The organism is Kutzneria buriramensis (genome assembly GCF_003387475.1).
Lineage (GTDB): Bacteria > Actinomycetota > Actinomycetes > Mycobacteriales > Pseudonocardiaceae > Kutzneria > Kutzneria buriramensis.
In genome coordinates this window covers 107,949-124,386 of sequence record NZ_QUNO01000014.1, presented here as the reverse complement: position 1 = coordinate 124,386, position 16,438 = coordinate 107,949, and the positions used below count along the sequence as shown (strand labels likewise).

Below are 16,438 nucleotides of genomic sequence, written 5' to 3'. Positions count from 1 at the left end.
CTGAGACGAGCGCCGGCTCGCGGCGGCAGGCGTTTCAATTCCTCACACATCCCCCGCCACCAGGTTACCGATCGATCCTCGTCAACAAAAGGGGCCAGGATCGAGCGACGTTCGAAATCCTATTGCCGCGCCAATCAAACAACACGGACCGCGCCATCGACGGGAAGTGGACAAAAAAACACGCCGCGGCCTCTTGCGATCACCGACGCGAGGCGACAGTGTGAAATCACGATCGCCATGAATGCCATTCGAATCGGGTCGTGGCGACCACAGCTCCTCGATTCGGTTTCATTTCGCAGCGCACGATGACGCCAGCGGGGGTGATTGGATCGCACGACTCGACGACGGATTTCACACCGTTTCACATCAAGGCACAGGACCGACAATCGCCGATCACAGGGCGACCGTCGAAGGTCGCCCACGGAGGAACCACACCATGAACTCGACGCATCCGGCACGCCGCCGCAAGCTGGCCACCGCCACGTGGTCCGTGCTCGCCGCGGCACTCACCATGACGAGCCTGGCCCTGCTGCCCGGCCAGGCATCGGCCGCGCAGCAGGCACAGCAACCGCCCGCCGCGCCGGCGGCGGCGCGCTCCACCACGGTCGCCCTGACCAGCAACGTGGACTGCGCACTGGTGCGCACCGACATGCGACTGGACAGTGGCACGTGGACCACTGAGCCGCCAGTGGCCATCAACCAGCGAGGCCGCGGCGAATGGGGGTCGGAGTCGAACCAGCTCCTCCGGGGAACCGAGGGAAGCGCCTCCTACATCACCGCCGGCTGCGCGGAACCGACCCTCAACTTCAAGCCGGTCAAGGTGCACTGGAAGAACCCGTACTTCGGCAAGAACGACTACGACGCCAACGGCACCGATCCGGCGTTCCAGGTGTCGTGGCTCGCGTCGGGGAGCAACACCGATCGCGTGACGTTCACCCTCGACTACGCCAACACCAACTGACCCGATCAGCAGGCAGCCTCGGGGATTCATCAGGATCGAACCCCCGAGGCCACGCCGCGTTCACCCGGGTTCGCCCGCGGACCGACCCGGCGCGCCGGTTCGAGGGTGGTTGTGGTGCGTCGGCGTTCCGCGGCTCGACTGCGGCCAGCGAGCGGTCAACCCGAACAACAGCACCGTGTCGAGTGCGATCATCAGCACGGCCCAGACCGGATACGCGCCGATCCAGAAGACCTGCGAGACGGCGTGCAGACCGACGATCACGATCGCGGGCAGGCGCGCCCACTCCGACAGCGTGAGCAGGCCGGCTCCGACGGCGACCAGGACCGCGCCGAAGACCAGCAGCACCAGTCCCCACGTGGTCGTGTTGTCCACCAGGTAGAACCGGTCCGCCACGACGACCACTCGGCTGCGCTGGCCCATCGCCACGAGTCCTTCGACGACGTTGACCGCGCCGGTCACGACGAGCAGCACGCTCGCGAACACGACCCAACCCGATCCGATCTCTTCGGTGGCCATCTCCGTCCCTTCCCGCCAGGCGCCCGCTGCCACGGGCGCGTCACCTGTGCGGACACGACCCCGGAGGCCGTCCGGACGCGCGCCGCACCTGCCGCCGAAACGAACGTAGGTCACGAAAACCGTTGCCAGATGGCGCATGTGCGCCAGCGACACGGATGCCCATCGCGTCCGGCGCGCTCGCGAACCGGTGGCGTCAAGCCGTTCGACGCTTTGTGCCCGGAGTCCGAATCCGAGGGTTTCTCGCCATCACCACCGCGATCACCACAGGCCGTCGGTCCGGCCACCGCGAGCGCCCCGCACACCACACGCAACCAGGCGAATGCGCGCCGCCATCGTTGTCACCATCACCCCGCGGGACGTGCTGGATCGATCGGAAGTCCTTGCCAGAACAGGGTTTCCCATGGCGAGCGATACCTCGCCCGACTCGCTCCGATTATGGCAGTATGGTTCATTATGGCCCGATGCCAAGAAGGCACGCCCCCGACGAACATTCCTGCTGATTTGTCCGGTTTCGTCGGTCGCCGACACGAACTTGCCCAGGTCAAGCAGTTGTTGTCCGCTTCGCGGCTGGTCACGCTGACCGGGGTCGGCGGAGTGGGCAAATCCCGGTTGGCCCTACGGGCGGCCGTCGGTGTGCGGCGTGCCTTCCCGGACGGCGTATGGCTGGCCGAGCTGGCCGAGCTGCGCGACGCCGCGCTGTTGCCGCAGACGGTGGCGAGTGTGTTCGGCTTGCGGGACCAGTCGCCGCGCCCCATTCAGGCCGCGTTGGGCGAATACCTGGCCGATCGGCGCCTTCTGCTGGTATTGGACAATTGCGATCACCTGCTGACCGCGTGCGGGCAACTGGTGTACTCGTTGCTCGGCGACTGCCCGAAACTGCGCGTCCTGACCACCACCCGCGAACCGCTGGGCATCTCCGGCGAGGCCGTCTGGCCGGTGCCGCCACTGTCCGTGCCGGACCTGAGAGATCCGCCGGGAAAGCGGGAAGTGGGCCGGTACGAGGCCGTGGCGTTGTTCCTCGATCGCGCCACCGCGACGGTTCCGGAGTTCCGTCTCACCGAGGACAACTATCGCACGGTGGTGGGCATCTGCCGCCAGCTCGACGGGATTCCGCTGGCGATAGAACTGGCCGCGGTGCGGCTGCGGGTGCTCTCGCCGCAGCAGATCCTGGACCGGCTGGCCGACCGCTGCGCGTTGCTGGCCACAGCCACCTGGGACAGAGCGTCTCGGCACCAGACGTTGCGCAGCTGCATCGAATGGAGCTTCGAGCTCTGCACGTCGGACGAGCAGCTGCTGTGGGCCCGCCTGTCGGTCTTCGCCGGCAGCTTCAACCTGGAGGCGGTGGAAGCGGTCTGCGCCGGAGAGGGTCTGCTCCGGCAGGACATGCTCGAACTGATCACCGGACTGGTCGACAAGTCGGTCCTGGTGACCGACAAACACGGGTCGGAGCTGCGCTACCGGCTGCTCGACACACTCCGGGAATTCGGGCTGATGAAACTGCGCGACCGCGGCGAGGAGACTCGGCTGTGCCGGCGGCATCGCGACTTCTACGAGCAACTGCTGCTGCAGGCCGAACGGGAGTGGATCAGCCCGTTGCAGGAGTACTGGCTCGCCCGGTTGGACCTGGTGCACTCCAATATCCGGTCCGCGTTGCGGTTCTGCCTCACCGAACCGGGTGAGGCGGAGTCCGCGTTACGGATGGCCGTGAGCCCCTGGCGCTTCTACTGGTGGTCCCCCGGCCGGTTCAGCGAGGGCAGGCGCTGGCTCGACCGGGCCCTGGCCCAGGCGAGGGAACCGAGCGTGTATCGCGCCCGGGCACTGCTGCTCGACAGCCAGTTGGCCGTCGTTCAGGGCGACTTCGACACCGGTAGGTCGCTGCTGGTCGAAGGCAAGGCGCTCGCGGAACAGCTGGGCGACGCCGACAGCCTCGGCCGGCTCGGCTACGCCACCGGCCATCTCGCGCTGTGGGGCGGCGACGTGCCGGCCGCGATCGTGGCCTATGAGCAGGCACTCGCGGCCGAGTCCCCGGACCTCAACCAGCGACTCGACATCCTCCAGGCACTCCTGGTGGCCGTCGCCGTCGCCGGCGACGCGCGGCGCGCGCGGACGTGCCACCAGCAGGTCATGGCGATCACCGAACCCACCGGGGAACGCCGCCACCGGTCACACGCGCGGTGGGCGTTCGGACTGTCCGCATGGCAGCAGGGCGACCTGCGGCGGGCGACCGAACTGCAACACCAGAGCCTGCGGCTCAAGCGCGGGCTGAACGACGTCCAGGGCACGGCGTTCTGCCTGGAAGCACTGGCCTGCATCGCGGCCACGGAACATCGGGAGGGCAGGGCGGCGACGCTGCTCGGCGCCGCCGAGGCACTCTGGCGGTCGATGGGAACCCCGGTGGCGCCGCTGAAGCCCTTCTTCGACAACCACCGGGACTGCGAGCGGGACGCCCGTCGAGCGCTCGGCGGGAAGAGATACGCGGGAGCCTTCCGCGAGGGCGGCAGGCTCACGTTCGACGAGATGGTGGCCTACGCCCTGGAGACGCAGCAAGGCGCGGCGGCGACGCCGCGCGCCGCGGGTCCGACACCGCTGACCCTGCGCGAGCGGCAGGTGGCCAAGCTCATCGCCCGGGGGGCGAGCAACGAGGACATCGCGGGCGCGCTCATCATCAGCCAGCGCACGGCCGAGGACCACGTCGAGCACATCCTGGCCAAACTCGGGTTCGCCTCGCGCATTCAGGTCATTTCCTGGTACCTCGAACACCAGGCGCTGGTCCTCCCGGACTAGGGCCTGTGCCCCGGCTGTCGGGGACGACGTCGACGCAGGCCCCAGGGCGCTGTCCCACGCGCTCTGTTCCCTCCTCCCCTCCGGCTTTCCCTTGGCGCGACGCGTAATCGACGTCGGCCACCGCTCACCGGATCATCGGCGGTCTCGACCACGCACCGTAGTGGGATCCGCCCGTGCGGCGACAACAGGTAGTTCTCCCGTGTTGTCGCTCGGTCATGTCGGGCACGCTCCAGTCCGCGGGATGGTCGCCAGACACGCCCAGTGACGCAATCAGGCACGCACAGGGCGTTCATCGCGCCCGCGTGGCCGACCGGCTGCCGGGCATGGAATGACGGAAGGTGTGGACTGTCCGATGATGGACCCGAACACGATGACAGCGAGGGACGACGACCGCCTCGCTCGGGTGCTGGCGGCCGTCCGGGCGCTGGCTCGTGCCGAGGACATGCCGGTCGCGGTCCGACACGTCTGTCAGGCGTGCGCGACGATGGTGCGCGCCGGCGGGGTCGGGCTGTACCTGATCGGGGATCTGGGGTCGGGCGAGCCGATCTACGCCACCGACGTGGTCAGCGAGCGGATAATGGACACGCAGGTCACGGTCGGCGAGGGGCCGGGAGTCCAGGCCCTCGACGGGCTCAGTCCGATCCTGGCGCCCGAGCTGACGGACATCCCCAGCCAGCGCCGCTGGCCGCTGTTCACCCCGGCCGCGGTCGAGGCCGGGGCGGCCGCGGTGTTCGCGTTCCCGTTGGTCCAGCACGCGATCTCGGTCGGAGTCCTGGAGATCCACCGCGTGGTCGAGGGCAGGCTGTCCCGCGACGAGATCTCCGACGCGCTGTTGTTCGCCGAGGTGGCGGTGTCGCTGTTGGCCGACCTGGTCGAGGCCGACCCCGACGACGCCGAGGAGTTCGCGTGCGGCGTCGGCGCGCGATGGGGAGAGATACACCGAGCCATCGGCGTGGTGTCGATACAGCTGGAATCCGGCCTGACCGAGGCGTTCCTCAGACTGCGTGCCCGTGCCTTCGCCAGCGACCGGCCGCTGTCGGAGATCGCGGAGGACGTGCTCACGCAGCGCCTGCGGTTCACCCCGTGAGGTGAGGCCCACCACGGCGAAGACCTCGACGCAGCCGCGAACCTGAGGACACATCGGTTTCTTCGGTCGGCCTGGCCAGTATGCGGCAAGGACCACTACACGCCTTGCCGACTCGGTTCTTTTCTGCTGCCGGTCCGCTAGCGTCGCTGCGGGACCGGAGAAGGAGGTGACTCCAACGGATTGCGCGATCGCATCGCGCATGTATAGCGCATGGACACATGTACGCATGGCCGACGATGGCGCACAGGGACACGCACAGAGGCAGGGAAACGCGAGCCGATACCAGTGTGCCCGGACCATAGCAGACAACACGGAGATGTCATGCCGAAGCGTCACAAGCTACTGGTTCTCATCATGACCGAAGTTCTCATGGCCGCGATCGGCGCTATGCTGGGGACAGCCGCGCGCGTTGTGTTCTCGACCGGCTCCGTCCAGGCCCGCCGCACGATTCCCCTTGCCACAGGCCAATCGCCCGGTCCAGCTGGAAGTGCGTGAACGTCGCCCACGGCAACGAAACCGTCGGCCTCCCGTAGGTGAATCTCATCCGCTGCACCGAACGAGTGCCGCCAACGCTGGGCCGCTCAGCGGAAAGCGACAAGCGGCTGAGCGGGTGATGCTGACCGTACGGCGACGGCATGGAGTTGCACACCTTCTCCGGCCAGGTCCATTCTGGCCTCAGCTGGTGACAACCACCAGGCCGCACAGGTCGATGAAACATCACGGTGGGGCCAGCAGTGTGAATCCGCTGCGGCAACCGTGAGATTCCGCCATGGCGCCGGCAATCGACACGCAAAGCATTTCATCCAGCCGAGGAACTTCAGTGACATGACCGTCTCCAACGTGGCCGACCCACGCAAGCGGTTCGCGTACGACCTCAGCCAACGAGGACTGCTGCGGGACCCGCAGCTGCACGCGGCGTTCGATCAGGTGCCGCGCGAGGCCTTTCTCCGCCACTTCTTCCGGCCGGCGCTGGACGGAGCGTCCTACGACACGGTCGACTTCCGGCATCCCGCATGGCTGGACATGGTGTACAGCGACGGCGCCTGGCCCATCCAGCTCGACGGTCGGATCTGCGCGTGGGAGCTGCCGCACGGCTGCCGGTCGCTCAAGGGCTTGCCCACCAGCACGAGCACGTCGCCGAGTCTGGCCGCGATGATGCTCGAGCAGCTCGATCTGCGCTGCGGGCACCAGGTGTTGGAGATCGGGACCGGCAGCGGCTACACGACGGCCGTGCTCTGCCACCGGCTCGGCTCGCCACTGGTGACGTCGATCGACATCGACCCGGTGCTGGTCGACCGGGCACGCGCCCAGCTGGACAGCTGTGGCTACTACCCGGCCCTGGGCATCTCCGACCACGTCGGCGGGGTCGCGGGCAACGACCCCTACGACCGTCTGATCGCCACCTGCGGCGTGCCCTCGATACCGCCCGCCTGGCTCACGCAGGTCCGGCCGGCCGGCGTGATCCTCGCGCAGATCTACCGGGAACTCGGCGTCAACGCGCTCGTCCGCCTCACCGTCGACGACGAGCACTCGGCCCGGGGCTTCTTCCTGCCGTACCAGGGTGGCTTCGCCCCGACCCGGTCGTACCGGCCGATCGACCCCGGCCAACGCTTCCGGCGCGCCATCCACGAACACGGCACGGTCCGCCCGACCGAGCCGGAACTGGCGCTGGCTCTGCCCAACCAGGCGGCGTCCCTGGTCATGTTCGCCGGGCTGCTGATGCCCGGGGTGGCGCGGTTGGACCTTCGGCCGCCGTCCCGTGAGCCGCAGACCTGGCTGTTCCACCCCGACGGCTCCTGGGCGCGTCACAACACCAGGAGCCACACCGTCGAACAACACGGTCCCCGCCTCCTGTGGGACCACGTCGAACGCTTCTACCGCGAGTGGTGCGCCCTCGGTCGACCGTCGCGCGAGCGCTTCGGGCTCACGGTGACCACCGAGCTCCAGTGGCTGTGGCTGGACTCTCCCCGCGGCGATCACCAGTGGGTGTTGCCCTGAGCGGGACCGCACGCCCGACGCGGCCCGGAGCCCGCCGACGACCAACCATCTTCCTGGGGAGGGGAACCGATGCCACCGCAGTGGCAGGGCCGGCTGCCTGGCAGCGCGACGAACTTCGTGAGCCGTCGTCGGGAGCTCGCCGCCGCCCGCAAGTTGCTGTCGACCAGTCGTCTGGTCACGATGACGGGCGTTTCGGGCATCGGCAAGTCCCGGCTGGCGCTGCGCCTGGCGATGGACGTGCGACCGGCGTTCTCCGACGGCGTCTGGCTGGTCGAGCTCGCCGGATGTGACAACGCCGAACTGCTCGCCGAGACCGTCGCGGTCGACCTCGACGTGGACCACCGGAGCGGGTCACCCGTCGTGCACACGCTGTCCGCCTTCCTCGCGGACAAGAGGATGTTGCTGGTGCTGGACCACTGCGACGGCCTTGCGGCCGCGTGCACGACGCTGATCCGAGCATTGCTCGCAGCCTCGCCGCGGCTGCACGTACTCGTGACGAGCCGGAACGCGTTGCAGATGGGCGGCGAGCGCGTCTTCCCGGTGCCCCCCTTGACGGTGCCGCACCTGGATCGACTTCCGCCCGCCACGGGGCTCAACCACTACGGCGCGGTCCGCCTCTTCGCGGCGCGGGCGGCCGCCGCCCAGCCCGGATTCGTCGTCGACGAGAGCAACTGGGCCGATGTCGCCTGGATCTGCCGGCGGGTGGACGGAATTCCGCTGGCCGTCGAGCTCGCGGCCGCGCAGTTGCGCGCGATGCCGTTGCGCCGGTTGGTCGATCTGCTCGACGCGCACTTCCGCGAGCGCACCAAGGCGGTCGAACTGGCGGCCCCGCACCGGTTGCGGCCGCAGCCGGTGATCGACTGGCACTTCGACCTGTGCACGCCGGCGGAACGCCAGGTGTGGAAGCGGTTGGCGGTCTTCCCCAGCAGCTACGACCTCGCCGCCGCCGAGGCGGTCTGCGGGGGCGACGACGTCCGCGCCGAGGAGGTGGCCGGCATCGTGACGAGCCTGCTGGACAAGGGAATCGTGCACCGCCGCCAGGACGGCACCGCGGACGAGGGGGTCCGCTACCAGCTGCTCGCCCCGATGCGCCAGTACGGTCTGGAGCACCGGTCCAGGTCCACGCGGCGGCCGGATCCGAGGATCCGTCACCGCGACCACTACCTGAGCCTGGTGACCGTTGCCGGCACCGACTGGTTCAGCTCACGCCAGGCGCTGTGGAGCGAGCGGCTACGCAAGGAGCGCGACAACCTCCGGACCGCGATCGCCTACTGCCTGACCGAACGCGGCAAGCCCGCGCTGGCGCTGCGGATCACCTCGACGCTGCTGCACTTCTGGCTTGTCACCGGCGAACTGCACGAGGGCCGGCACTGGCTCGACCGGGCGATCGCGGCCGACCCCTCCCCCACCGCCGAGCGCGCCAACGCCCTGTCCGCACGGGCCATTCTCACGACGCTGATGGGCGACCTGGACCAGGCCGGGCCGTCGCTCGCGGAGGCGGAGGATCTGGCCCGGCGACTGAACGATCGGCGTTCGCAGGCGTACACACAGCTGGGTCTGTCGATGCTGACCACCCATCGGGGCGACCTGGCCGGCGCCATGATCTTCGCCGAGAAGGCGCTCGCGGGATTCCGCGACACCGGCGACCACGCCGGGGCGCACGCCGCCCTGTCGCAGGTGGCCATCGACGCGGCGCTGCTCGGCGACGCCACCGCGACCGGTCGGGCCGAGGAAGGTCTCGCGCTGTGCATCGCCAGGCAGGCCGGCCGGGCCATGCCGCATGCGCTGTGGGTCGCGGCGTTCGCCGCCTGGCGGCGTGACGAGTTGCGGCGCGCCACCGCCCTGGCCCAGAGCGCGCTGCGACTGCTCCGCCCGGGCACCGATCGACTGGCCGTCGCGCTGACGCTGAAGCTGTTGGCCTGGACGGCGATCGGGCAGAACCAGCACACGAAGGCGGCCCGGCTGCTCGGCGCCAGCTCCTCGCGTTGGCTGCCGGCCGAACTGGCGGTGGTGCAGTCGCAGCACTACGCGGCGTTCGACCACCGATGCGAGCACGGATCACGACAGAGTCTGGGTGACCACCAGTTCGCGACCGTCTACCACCAGGGCGCCCAACTCGGCTTCGATCAGGCGATCGGCTACGGCCTGGGCATGCCGGCGGCCGACCGGCCGCCCGCCGAGTGGACGCGGCCGCACGGAGCACGCTCGCTCACCCAACGGGAACAACAGGTCGCCGAACTGGTCGCGCAGGGCATGCGGAACAAGGACATCGCGGCCACCCTGCTCATCGCGCGACGCACGGCCGAGGCACACGTCGAGAGCATCCTCACCAAGTTCGGCTTCACCACGAGGGCTGAGATCACGGCCTGGATCGCCGGTACCGATCAACCCTGACAACCCCTCGTCTTCGCGCCGGCGCTCACGGCGCCGCACCCGGCGAGTAGGTAGTTCTCCCGTAGCCCGCCCAGGAGGCGCACGCCACACTCACACTCGTTCGTACACACCAGATTCACTCGATATTCAGCAGTCAGCGAACGAGGTTATGACGAGTGGCACTCGACAACAGCAGTCCGGCCGAGTTCATCGGCACGGCAACGAATCGGTGGCGGGTAATGGTCCCTGACGCAATCACGCCATCAAACGTCATTCCGAGGATGGTCATGTCCCCGTCACGATCTCGCTTACCACTCAACAACCAACCGATGAGGCCACCGTTTCATCCTGTAGAGACGAGGGATCATGACGGCTGAACAACACCGCGGCCGCCGGCCACAGTCCGGCTGGCGCGCCACTCTGGTGATCGCCCTCGGCGCGCTGACCGCCTCCCTGCTGACAACGGTCGTCCCGGCGACCGCGTCGGCCGCCCCCGTCGCGTCACGCGGCGCCGAAGGAACCGGCGCCCGGCCGGCGCCGTCCTACCGGGTCACCCTGGTGACCGGCGACGTGGTGACCTACACCGCACCCGCCAACGCCGCGCCCTCGGCCACGGTCGAGCCGGCGACCAGGCCCGGGCCGGCTCCGGTGTTCTCCATCGGCTCCGGACACGACGGCTACTACGTGATCCCGTCCGACGCGTCCCCGTACGTGGCCTCTGGGCTGCTCGACCGCGAGCTGTTCGACGTCAAGGAACTCGTCGCCGAGGGACTCGACGATTCCTCGGCCAAGGCGCTGCCGATGATCCTCGGGTACGGCGACCATCCCTCCGGCGACACCCTCTCCCACCGGGTGCATGCCCTTCCCTCGGCGGACAAGGAGCTGTCGCTGCCCAGCGCGGAAGCGGCGGCGGTGCGGGTCGACCGGGGTGGTCTCACCGGCTTCTGGCAGGCACTCGTCGGCGCGCAGGGGGACTCGCGGTTCAGCCCGCACACGCCGGCCAGCCACATCAGCACCGACCACATCAGCAAGGTGTCGCTGGACCGCCGGGTCCGAGCCAGCTCGGACAACCAGCAGCAGGGCACGCAGCAGATCGGCGCGCCCACCGCGTGGGCGGCCGGACTCGACGGCGCCGGCGTGAAGGTCGCCGTGCTCGACACCGGCATCGACGCCAGCCATCCCGACCTGGCCGGCCGGGTGGTCGACGCCGCCAACTTCACCTCGGATCCCGACACCGGCGACGGTTTCGGCCACGGCACGCACGTCGCGTCCATCCTCGCCGGCTCGGGAGCGGCCTCCGGCGGCCGGTACCGCGGCGTGGCCGACGGGGTGCAGCTGCTCAACGGCAAGGTGCTCGACAGCTCCGGCTACGGCACGGAATCCAGTGTGATGGCCGGCATGCAGTGGGCGGTCCAGGCCGGCGCGCGCATCGTCAACATGAGCCTCGGCGCCGGCGTGACCGACGGCACCGACCCGCTCAGCACCTTGCTGGACAGTCTCACCGCGCAGACCGGAGTGCTGTTCGTGGTCGCCGCCGGCAACGACGGCGCGGCCATGCAGGTGGAAACGCCGGCGGCGGCGGCCTCGGCGCTGGCGGTCGGCGCCGTCGACTCGACGTACCACATGGCGAGCTTCTCCAGTGCCGGGCCTCGCCTGCAGGACGCGGCGGTCAAGCCGGAGGTGACCGCGCCGGGCGTCGGCATCATCGCCGCCCGGGCGCGCAACACCTCGCTGGGCTCTCCGGTCGACGACCAGTACACCAAGATGTCCGGCACGTCCATGGCCACCCCGCACGTGGCCGGCACGGCGGCGCTGTTCGCGCAGTCCCATCCGAACTGGCATGCCGCCGAGCTGAAGGCACTGATCACCTCCAGCGCGAAGGACACCGGCGCGCCGTGGTACCAGCAGGGCACCGGCTGCGTCGACGTCCCCAACGCGTTGGGCAGCGCGGCGCTCGGCCCGCCCGCGGTATCCCTCGGCCGACTGTCCAATGCGGACGGAAAGACGACGCGCACGGTGACCTACACCAATCTCACCGACAAGCCCGTCGACCTGTCCGTGGCCGTGTCCATGAACGAATGGGACGGCGACCACGCGCCCGCCGGCTCCGCCCGGCTGAACAAGACATCCGTCTCCATACCGGCCAACGGCCAGGCCACCGTCAACCTGGCCGTGGACACCGCGGCCGGCCCCACCGGCCCCTACGGCGGCGCGATCACCGCGACGACCCGCGACGGCATCCCGATCCGCAGCGGCGTCAGCTTCTATTCCGAGTCCCGGACGTTCCCGCTGACGGCCACCGTGACCGACTCTCACGGCGCGGCGGCGACGCCGGCCAGCGGAGCGCTGACCATCACGCGCGACGACTACGACTGGGCCCACCCCAACGCCAACGATCCGTTCATCCCGCCGATGTTCATGATGCCGCTGACGAACGGCACCGGCACCATGGATGTGCCCGCGGGCAGGTACTCGACGTCGACGGTCACGATGGAGCAGGACACGGCCGTCCGGCGGGCGAACCTCCTGGTGGCCTCGGAGACCACTGTGGACGGTCCGACGACGATCTCGCTCGACGCGCGCAAGGCCGTGCCCATCGGCGCCTCGACGGGGCAGCCGACGGATCTGCGGGAGCAGTTCGTCTCGGTGCAGCGTGACCTGCCCGACGACCCCCTGCCCACGTCCAGCGCCTTCCTCGCTCCGGCGGCGGGATGGCAGACCTACGTGACGCCCACCGCCCCGGCGCGGCGCGGATCGATCTCGGCCACGGATCGGTTGACCCTCAGCCAGTCGGTGGTGGACCTGGAGATGCGCACGCCGAGCCGGCTGGCCCTGCATCCGCTCTACGACCCGGCCGCTGTCACGGGCAAACTCCCCAAGGAGGCGACCGCCTCGCCGGCGTTGGTCGGATCCCTGGACGCGGCGGGCTTCGACGCGGCCGCCGTCAAGGACAGGCTCGCCGTGGTGGGCCTGACCGTGCCAGCGGGCACGGCGAACCCGACCGGTTACCTGTCGCAGGCGGTGCAGCAGGCGGCGAGCGCGGCGAGCCAGCGCGGTGCTCTCGCCCTCGTTCCGTACGTCGATGCCGCCGACGCGTTACCGATCACCGGCCTGAGCGGTGTCGGGCTCCCCGTGCTGGCGCTCAGCGGAAAGGAAGGCCGGCAGCTGGCCGACCTCGCCAGGAGCGGAAGCGGCACGCTGTCACTGCGGGCCAAGGCGAAGCCCGACTACATGGACAACCTGTTCTTCCGCAACCGCAACGGCATCTCCGCGGACCAGGTTCGCAAGGTCGATCACGCGGGCATGGTCCAGGTGCCGACCCGGTACCACGGCGACCGGCCGGACCTGGTGTTCAAGAAGCAGTGGTTCGCCTTCCCCACCGACAGCCCGTCCGGCATGGCACTGACCGGAACGCTGCTCCGCGGCCCGACCGCGCTGGTCGAGTACATCGGGCCGACGGACGACCACGTGTACTGGAAGCGGGCCGTGTCGGAGTTCGCCCCCGACGCCGCGGGGAATCCGGACCGGTCCACGATGTTCAGCCTGTACTCGAACGACGTGTTCCGCGGCTCCGGCCTCCGGCCGATGGAGAACTGGTTCCAGGCGCCGATCCATGGCGGAGCCGCGCAACAGAGCGCGTCCGCGGCCAACGGCACGGCGCCGGTGCTGTGCGCGTTCTGCCTCAGCGACACGAGGCGGTTCGTGCCGGCGCTGCAGTGGATGGACTCGACACCGGGACACACGGTCGACCCCTGGCAGAGCGGGCAGTACGTGCCGGTGGCGCATCTGTTCCAGGACGACAAGGAGATCTCGGCCATCGGTGGCCTGCCCATCGCCGCACCCGAGTTCGCGCTGCCGAGCACGAACGCGAGCTACCGCCTCCAGACCGTGGACGATCTGCCCTCGAAGCCGGTGTTCGGGTGGCCGAGCGCGGCGATCCAGAGCAGGGCCACCCAGACCACCACGTCGTGGACCTTCCAGCCGCGACAGCCGGCCGGTCCGCTGGCCCCCGGCTACCGCTGCCTCCAGGACTGGTCGGCCTGTGCCTACCAACCGCTGCTCCAGGTCAACTACGACCTCGGCCTGGACCTGCTCAACCAGGCTCCCGCCGGCCGGCCGCACACCTTCGAGGTCACCGTCGGCTACCACCCGGCGGCCCTGCCGCCGGCCCAGGTCACCCAGTTGCGACTGTGGTACTCGACCAACGACGGCGGCAGCTGGCAGCAGGCGGCGGTGAGCGGCGGTGTCGGGGGCCGCTACCAGGTGCACGTCACCGATCCGACGATGGGCGCCCTCGGCACGACCGGGTTCGTGTCGCTCCGGTTGGAGGCGTCGGACCTGGCGGGCAACCGGATGAACCAGACCGTTCTGCGCGCCTACGCGCTCACCGACAAGCCGGTCGAATGACACGTATGGAAGGAGAACGGCGGGCCTAGCGACAAGCGTGACGGGTGGTGCCACCCCTGCCAGGCACCACCCGTCCGCAACCCCGTCACCTGCCCGGGGTTTCTCGTCCCCGACCCGCGAGGGGATTACAGATCGAAGACGAGACCGGTGGCCAGGCGCAGCTTGCACTCACTCGTGAACGTCTTGCGGTACTCCACGATCGTCCCGTCCCACTCCCCGGCGGCAGTGACGGTCACCGGGTCGTACAGGTCGAGTCCGGCCCCGCACACCCCCTTCACGGGATCGCCGGGAAGTCGGTCGAAGTCTCCCGCCGCCACCGCTATGTCGCGGCACGCCGCCTGGGCGTGCGGATGATCCCCTCCGACGGGATCACACCGGAGCAGGCGCGCCTGTCTCCGCTCCTTGCCACCGACGCTCGTGGCCGCCGTCAACTGCACGGACTCCGTATAGCTCTGTCCGACCGGGAGCGGACCCGCAACCGCCGGCGGCCCCGCCACGACTCCACTCACGAGCACGATTGATACGATCAATAGTCGACACAGACACACCATGCCGTAACTCCCCAACCCTGTTCATCATCACCACGGCATCCACGCCAGAAGCACCGGAGCACCATCTCTTCGCCTGAGGGCAGCGCCTCTCACACATCTTCACCTGAACGGTCGGTCAGGGATCGCGGTCGGCCACGAATCTGGCCGCCGAGCGGCCCACACCCGGCCATTTTGGCGTTTCCGCGCCAAATGTCGAAGAATGCGTCGGCCATCTATCACAGCGCGACTACTTCCACTCCGAACCACCGGGACCGCCAGCCGCCGAACGGATGAATAATCGCAGCGGGCGCGGCGACGCCCCAACACCAACCACTACACCATTCCAGTGACAAATGGCCGATCTCACCATGACGATCCGATATTTACCCATGTAGGATCGATTCAGCCTGCGAACGTTATCTCGAATCGGGTGGCGGCCCCCTGGTTAGTGGAGCGCGAACCGGGCAGCCTAATTCGCGTGACGACTCCCACGCTCAGCCGACCGCTCGGAGAGGACGCGCCAGGAGCACCCAGGGCGCCTGCGGACACAATCACGCCCACCCACAAGGTTCCGTCCTCCGCATACTGGGTGGAATGCGTCCGAATACGACAACAACTGGTCCGAGTGGCGGCTCGACGATGCACCGCACCCACCGAACCCGAAGACATCGTGCAGGAGGCGATCATCCGAGGCGCCGAGTTCGATCGACTGGACATGGACCGTGTTCCCCAGTTCCTCACCAGACTGGTGACCCGCCTATGCGTCGACGAGGCCCGTCACAATGCGATCGTCAAGAAGATGGCGAGTCACCCGCGGCTCATTCCCCACAGCGCCGACGATCTTGTGGACGTCGTGTGCGACAACGCGGAGGCCCAGTGGCTCGCCGCCCGCCTGGAGGCATTCTCTCCGAAGGACCGGAAACTGGTCCTGATGTTGACGAGCGGATTCACCCGGAAGGAGATCGCCGAAGAACTCGGCACGACCCCGCAGGGCACGCACTCCGCGCTCTACCGGATCCGCAAGAAGATGGTCGAGCGTTATGGGTGAGCGCCGTCGGCGCTAGGCCTGGTGCGGCGGGCCGGCGACCCGCAGCCCGCGCAGGCCGTCGAGCAACCACGATGCCAGTTGTCCCGCCACCACCACCGAGTTCGCGTGATAGCCCGGGCTGGACACGAACGTCGCGGCGGTCAACGCCGACAGCGGCGCGCTCACGGTCAGGATGAGGGCGAGATACCCGCCGCGGGAAGCCAACCTGACCACGGCGCCCGTCGACGCGGCGACGGCCAGCAGGAGTTCGATCAGCAGCAGCGCGGTGCCCGTCCGCCCCATCGACGCCGAGGTCACCGGATCGGTCGGCATGAGCCGCCGTTGCTCGGCGACCCCCAGTTCGAGCAACTCGCGAAACGGGCGGTCGCCCCGCCCCGGCAGGCCGCCACCGTCGCGGAGTGCCCGCGTGAAGTCCCGAACGGCGTCCGCGGCCAGCGACAGCACGGCCGCGGCCAGCGTCGAGACGATCGCGAACGCGGCGCCACGACCGATGAGCGCGGCGTGCAGGCCGCCGACGAGCATCGCGGGCGACACCGCCGCGGCGATGGCCGGGAGCGCGTCACCGACACGAACGATCAGCGGCACACCACGGGCGGACAGGGCAAGGGAACCGAGCGGACCGCGCAGCGGTCGGCACAACATCGTCGTCCTCCAGGAGAAGGTGATCAATGGGGTGGGAGCGACGCGGTCGGTGCGCGCCGCTCCACTCCTACTGCGTCAGCTTTCGGGTGAGG

At 69.2% G+C, this 16,438-nt stretch carries 10 protein-coding genes; 7 read left to right on the top strand and 3 right to left on the bottom strand.

Going from position 1 to position 16,438, the window contains the following annotated elements:
- Positions 1-436 precede the first annotated feature (436 nt).
- Positions 437-961 (top strand): hypothetical protein, encoded by a 525-nt coding sequence (locus BCF44_RS35920; protein WP_116178930.1) that lies wholly within the window; start codon positions 437-439, stop codon positions 959-961.
- 60 nt (positions 962-1,021) lie between these two features.
- On the opposite strand, the gene BCF44_RS55930 is transcribed toward BCF44_RS35920, so the two are convergent.
- Positions 1,022-1,477, bottom strand: a complete 456-nt coding sequence (locus BCF44_RS55930; protein WP_116178929.1) for a DUF7144 family membrane protein — start codon at positions 1,475-1,477, stop codon at positions 1,022-1,024.
- 552 nt (positions 1,478-2,029) lie between these two features.
- Here BCF44_RS55930 and BCF44_RS35910 point away from each other — a divergent pair.
- The 5 genes from BCF44_RS35910 (at position 2,030) to BCF44_RS35890 (ending at position 14,126) form a co-directional block, all read left to right on the top strand.
- On the top strand, positions 2,030-4,261 hold the full coding sequence (locus BCF44_RS35910) for an ATP-binding protein (RefSeq protein ID WP_170217934.1): 2,232 nt from the start codon (positions 2,030-2,032) through the stop codon (positions 4,259-4,261).
- 370 nt (positions 4,262-4,631) lie between these two features.
- Positions 4,632-5,348 (top strand): ANTAR domain-containing protein, encoded by a 717-nt coding sequence (locus tag BCF44_RS35905; RefSeq protein WP_147328759.1) that lies wholly within the window; start codon positions 4,632-4,634, stop codon positions 5,346-5,348.
- Positions 5,349-6,173: 825 nt separating this feature from the next.
- Positions 6,174-7,346, top strand: coding sequence for an rRNA adenine N-6-methyltransferase family protein (locus BCF44_RS35900; RefSeq protein WP_116178926.1), 1,173 nt, complete (start codon positions 6,174-6,176; stop codon positions 7,344-7,346).
- Positions 7,347-7,415: 69 nt separating this feature from the next.
- Positions 7,416-9,740, top strand: a complete 2,325-nt coding sequence (locus tag BCF44_RS35895) for an ATP-binding protein (protein WP_116178925.1) — start codon at positions 7,416-7,418, stop codon at positions 9,738-9,740.
- A 345-nt stretch (positions 9,741-10,085) separates the two neighbouring features.
- Positions 10,086-14,126 carry a S8 family peptidase gene (locus BCF44_RS35890; RefSeq protein ID WP_116178924.1) on the top strand — a complete coding sequence of 1,347 codons (4,041 nt, stop codon included), beginning with the start codon at positions 10,086-10,088 and terminating at the stop codon, positions 14,124-14,126.
- A 125-nt stretch (positions 14,127-14,251) separates the two neighbouring features.
- Here BCF44_RS35890 and BCF44_RS35885 read toward each other — a convergent pair whose 3' ends face one another.
- Complete coding sequence (locus BCF44_RS35885; RefSeq protein WP_170217933.1) at positions 14,252-14,563, bottom strand: SSI family serine proteinase inhibitor; 312 nt, start codon at positions 14,561-14,563, stop codon at positions 14,252-14,254.
- A gap of 439 nt (positions 14,564-15,002) precedes the next feature.
- Here BCF44_RS35885 and BCF44_RS35880 point away from each other — a divergent pair, with 439 nt between their 5' ends.
- Complete coding sequence (locus BCF44_RS35880) at positions 15,003-15,704, top strand: sigma-70 family RNA polymerase sigma factor (RefSeq protein ID WP_342775684.1); 702 nt, start codon at positions 15,003-15,005, stop codon at positions 15,702-15,704.
- Between the two features lie 12 nt (positions 15,705-15,716).
- Here BCF44_RS35880 and BCF44_RS35875 read toward each other — a convergent pair whose 3' ends face one another.
- Positions 15,717-16,346: a hypothetical protein gene (locus BCF44_RS35875; RefSeq protein ID WP_116178921.1), complete on the bottom strand. Its 630-nt coding sequence runs from the start codon at positions 16,344-16,346 to the stop codon at positions 15,717-15,719.
- Positions 16,347-16,438: the final 92 nt, after the last annotated feature.

What these genes read in the sequence shown, in the direction of transcription:
- BCF44_RS35875 (WP_116178921.1), bottom strand. Translation starts at nt 16,346, where the DNA reads ATGTTGTGCCGACCGCTGCGCGGTCCGCTCGGTTCCCTTGCCCTGTCC.
- BCF44_RS35890 (WP_116178924.1), top strand. Translation starts at nt 10,086, where the DNA reads ATGACGGCTGAACAACACCGCGGCCGCCGGCCACAGTCCGGCTGGCGC.
- BCF44_RS35895 (WP_116178925.1), top strand. Translation starts at nt 7,416, where the DNA reads ATGCCACCGCAGTGGCAGGGCCGGCTGCCTGGCAGCGCGACGAACTTC.
- BCF44_RS35900 (WP_116178926.1), top strand. Translation starts at nt 6,174, where the DNA reads ATGACCGTCTCCAACGTGGCCGACCCACGCAAGCGGTTCGCGTACGAC.
- BCF44_RS35905 (WP_147328759.1), top strand. Translation starts at nt 4,632, where the DNA reads ATGACAGCGAGGGACGACGACCGCCTCGCTCGGGTGCTGGCGGCCGTC.
- BCF44_RS55930 (WP_116178929.1), bottom strand. Translation starts at nt 1,477, where the DNA reads ATGGCCACCGAAGAGATCGGATCGGGTTGGGTCGTGTTCGCGAGCGTG.
- BCF44_RS35920 (WP_116178930.1), top strand. Translation starts at nt 437, where the DNA reads ATGAACTCGACGCATCCGGCACGCCGCCGCAAGCTGGCCACCGCCACG.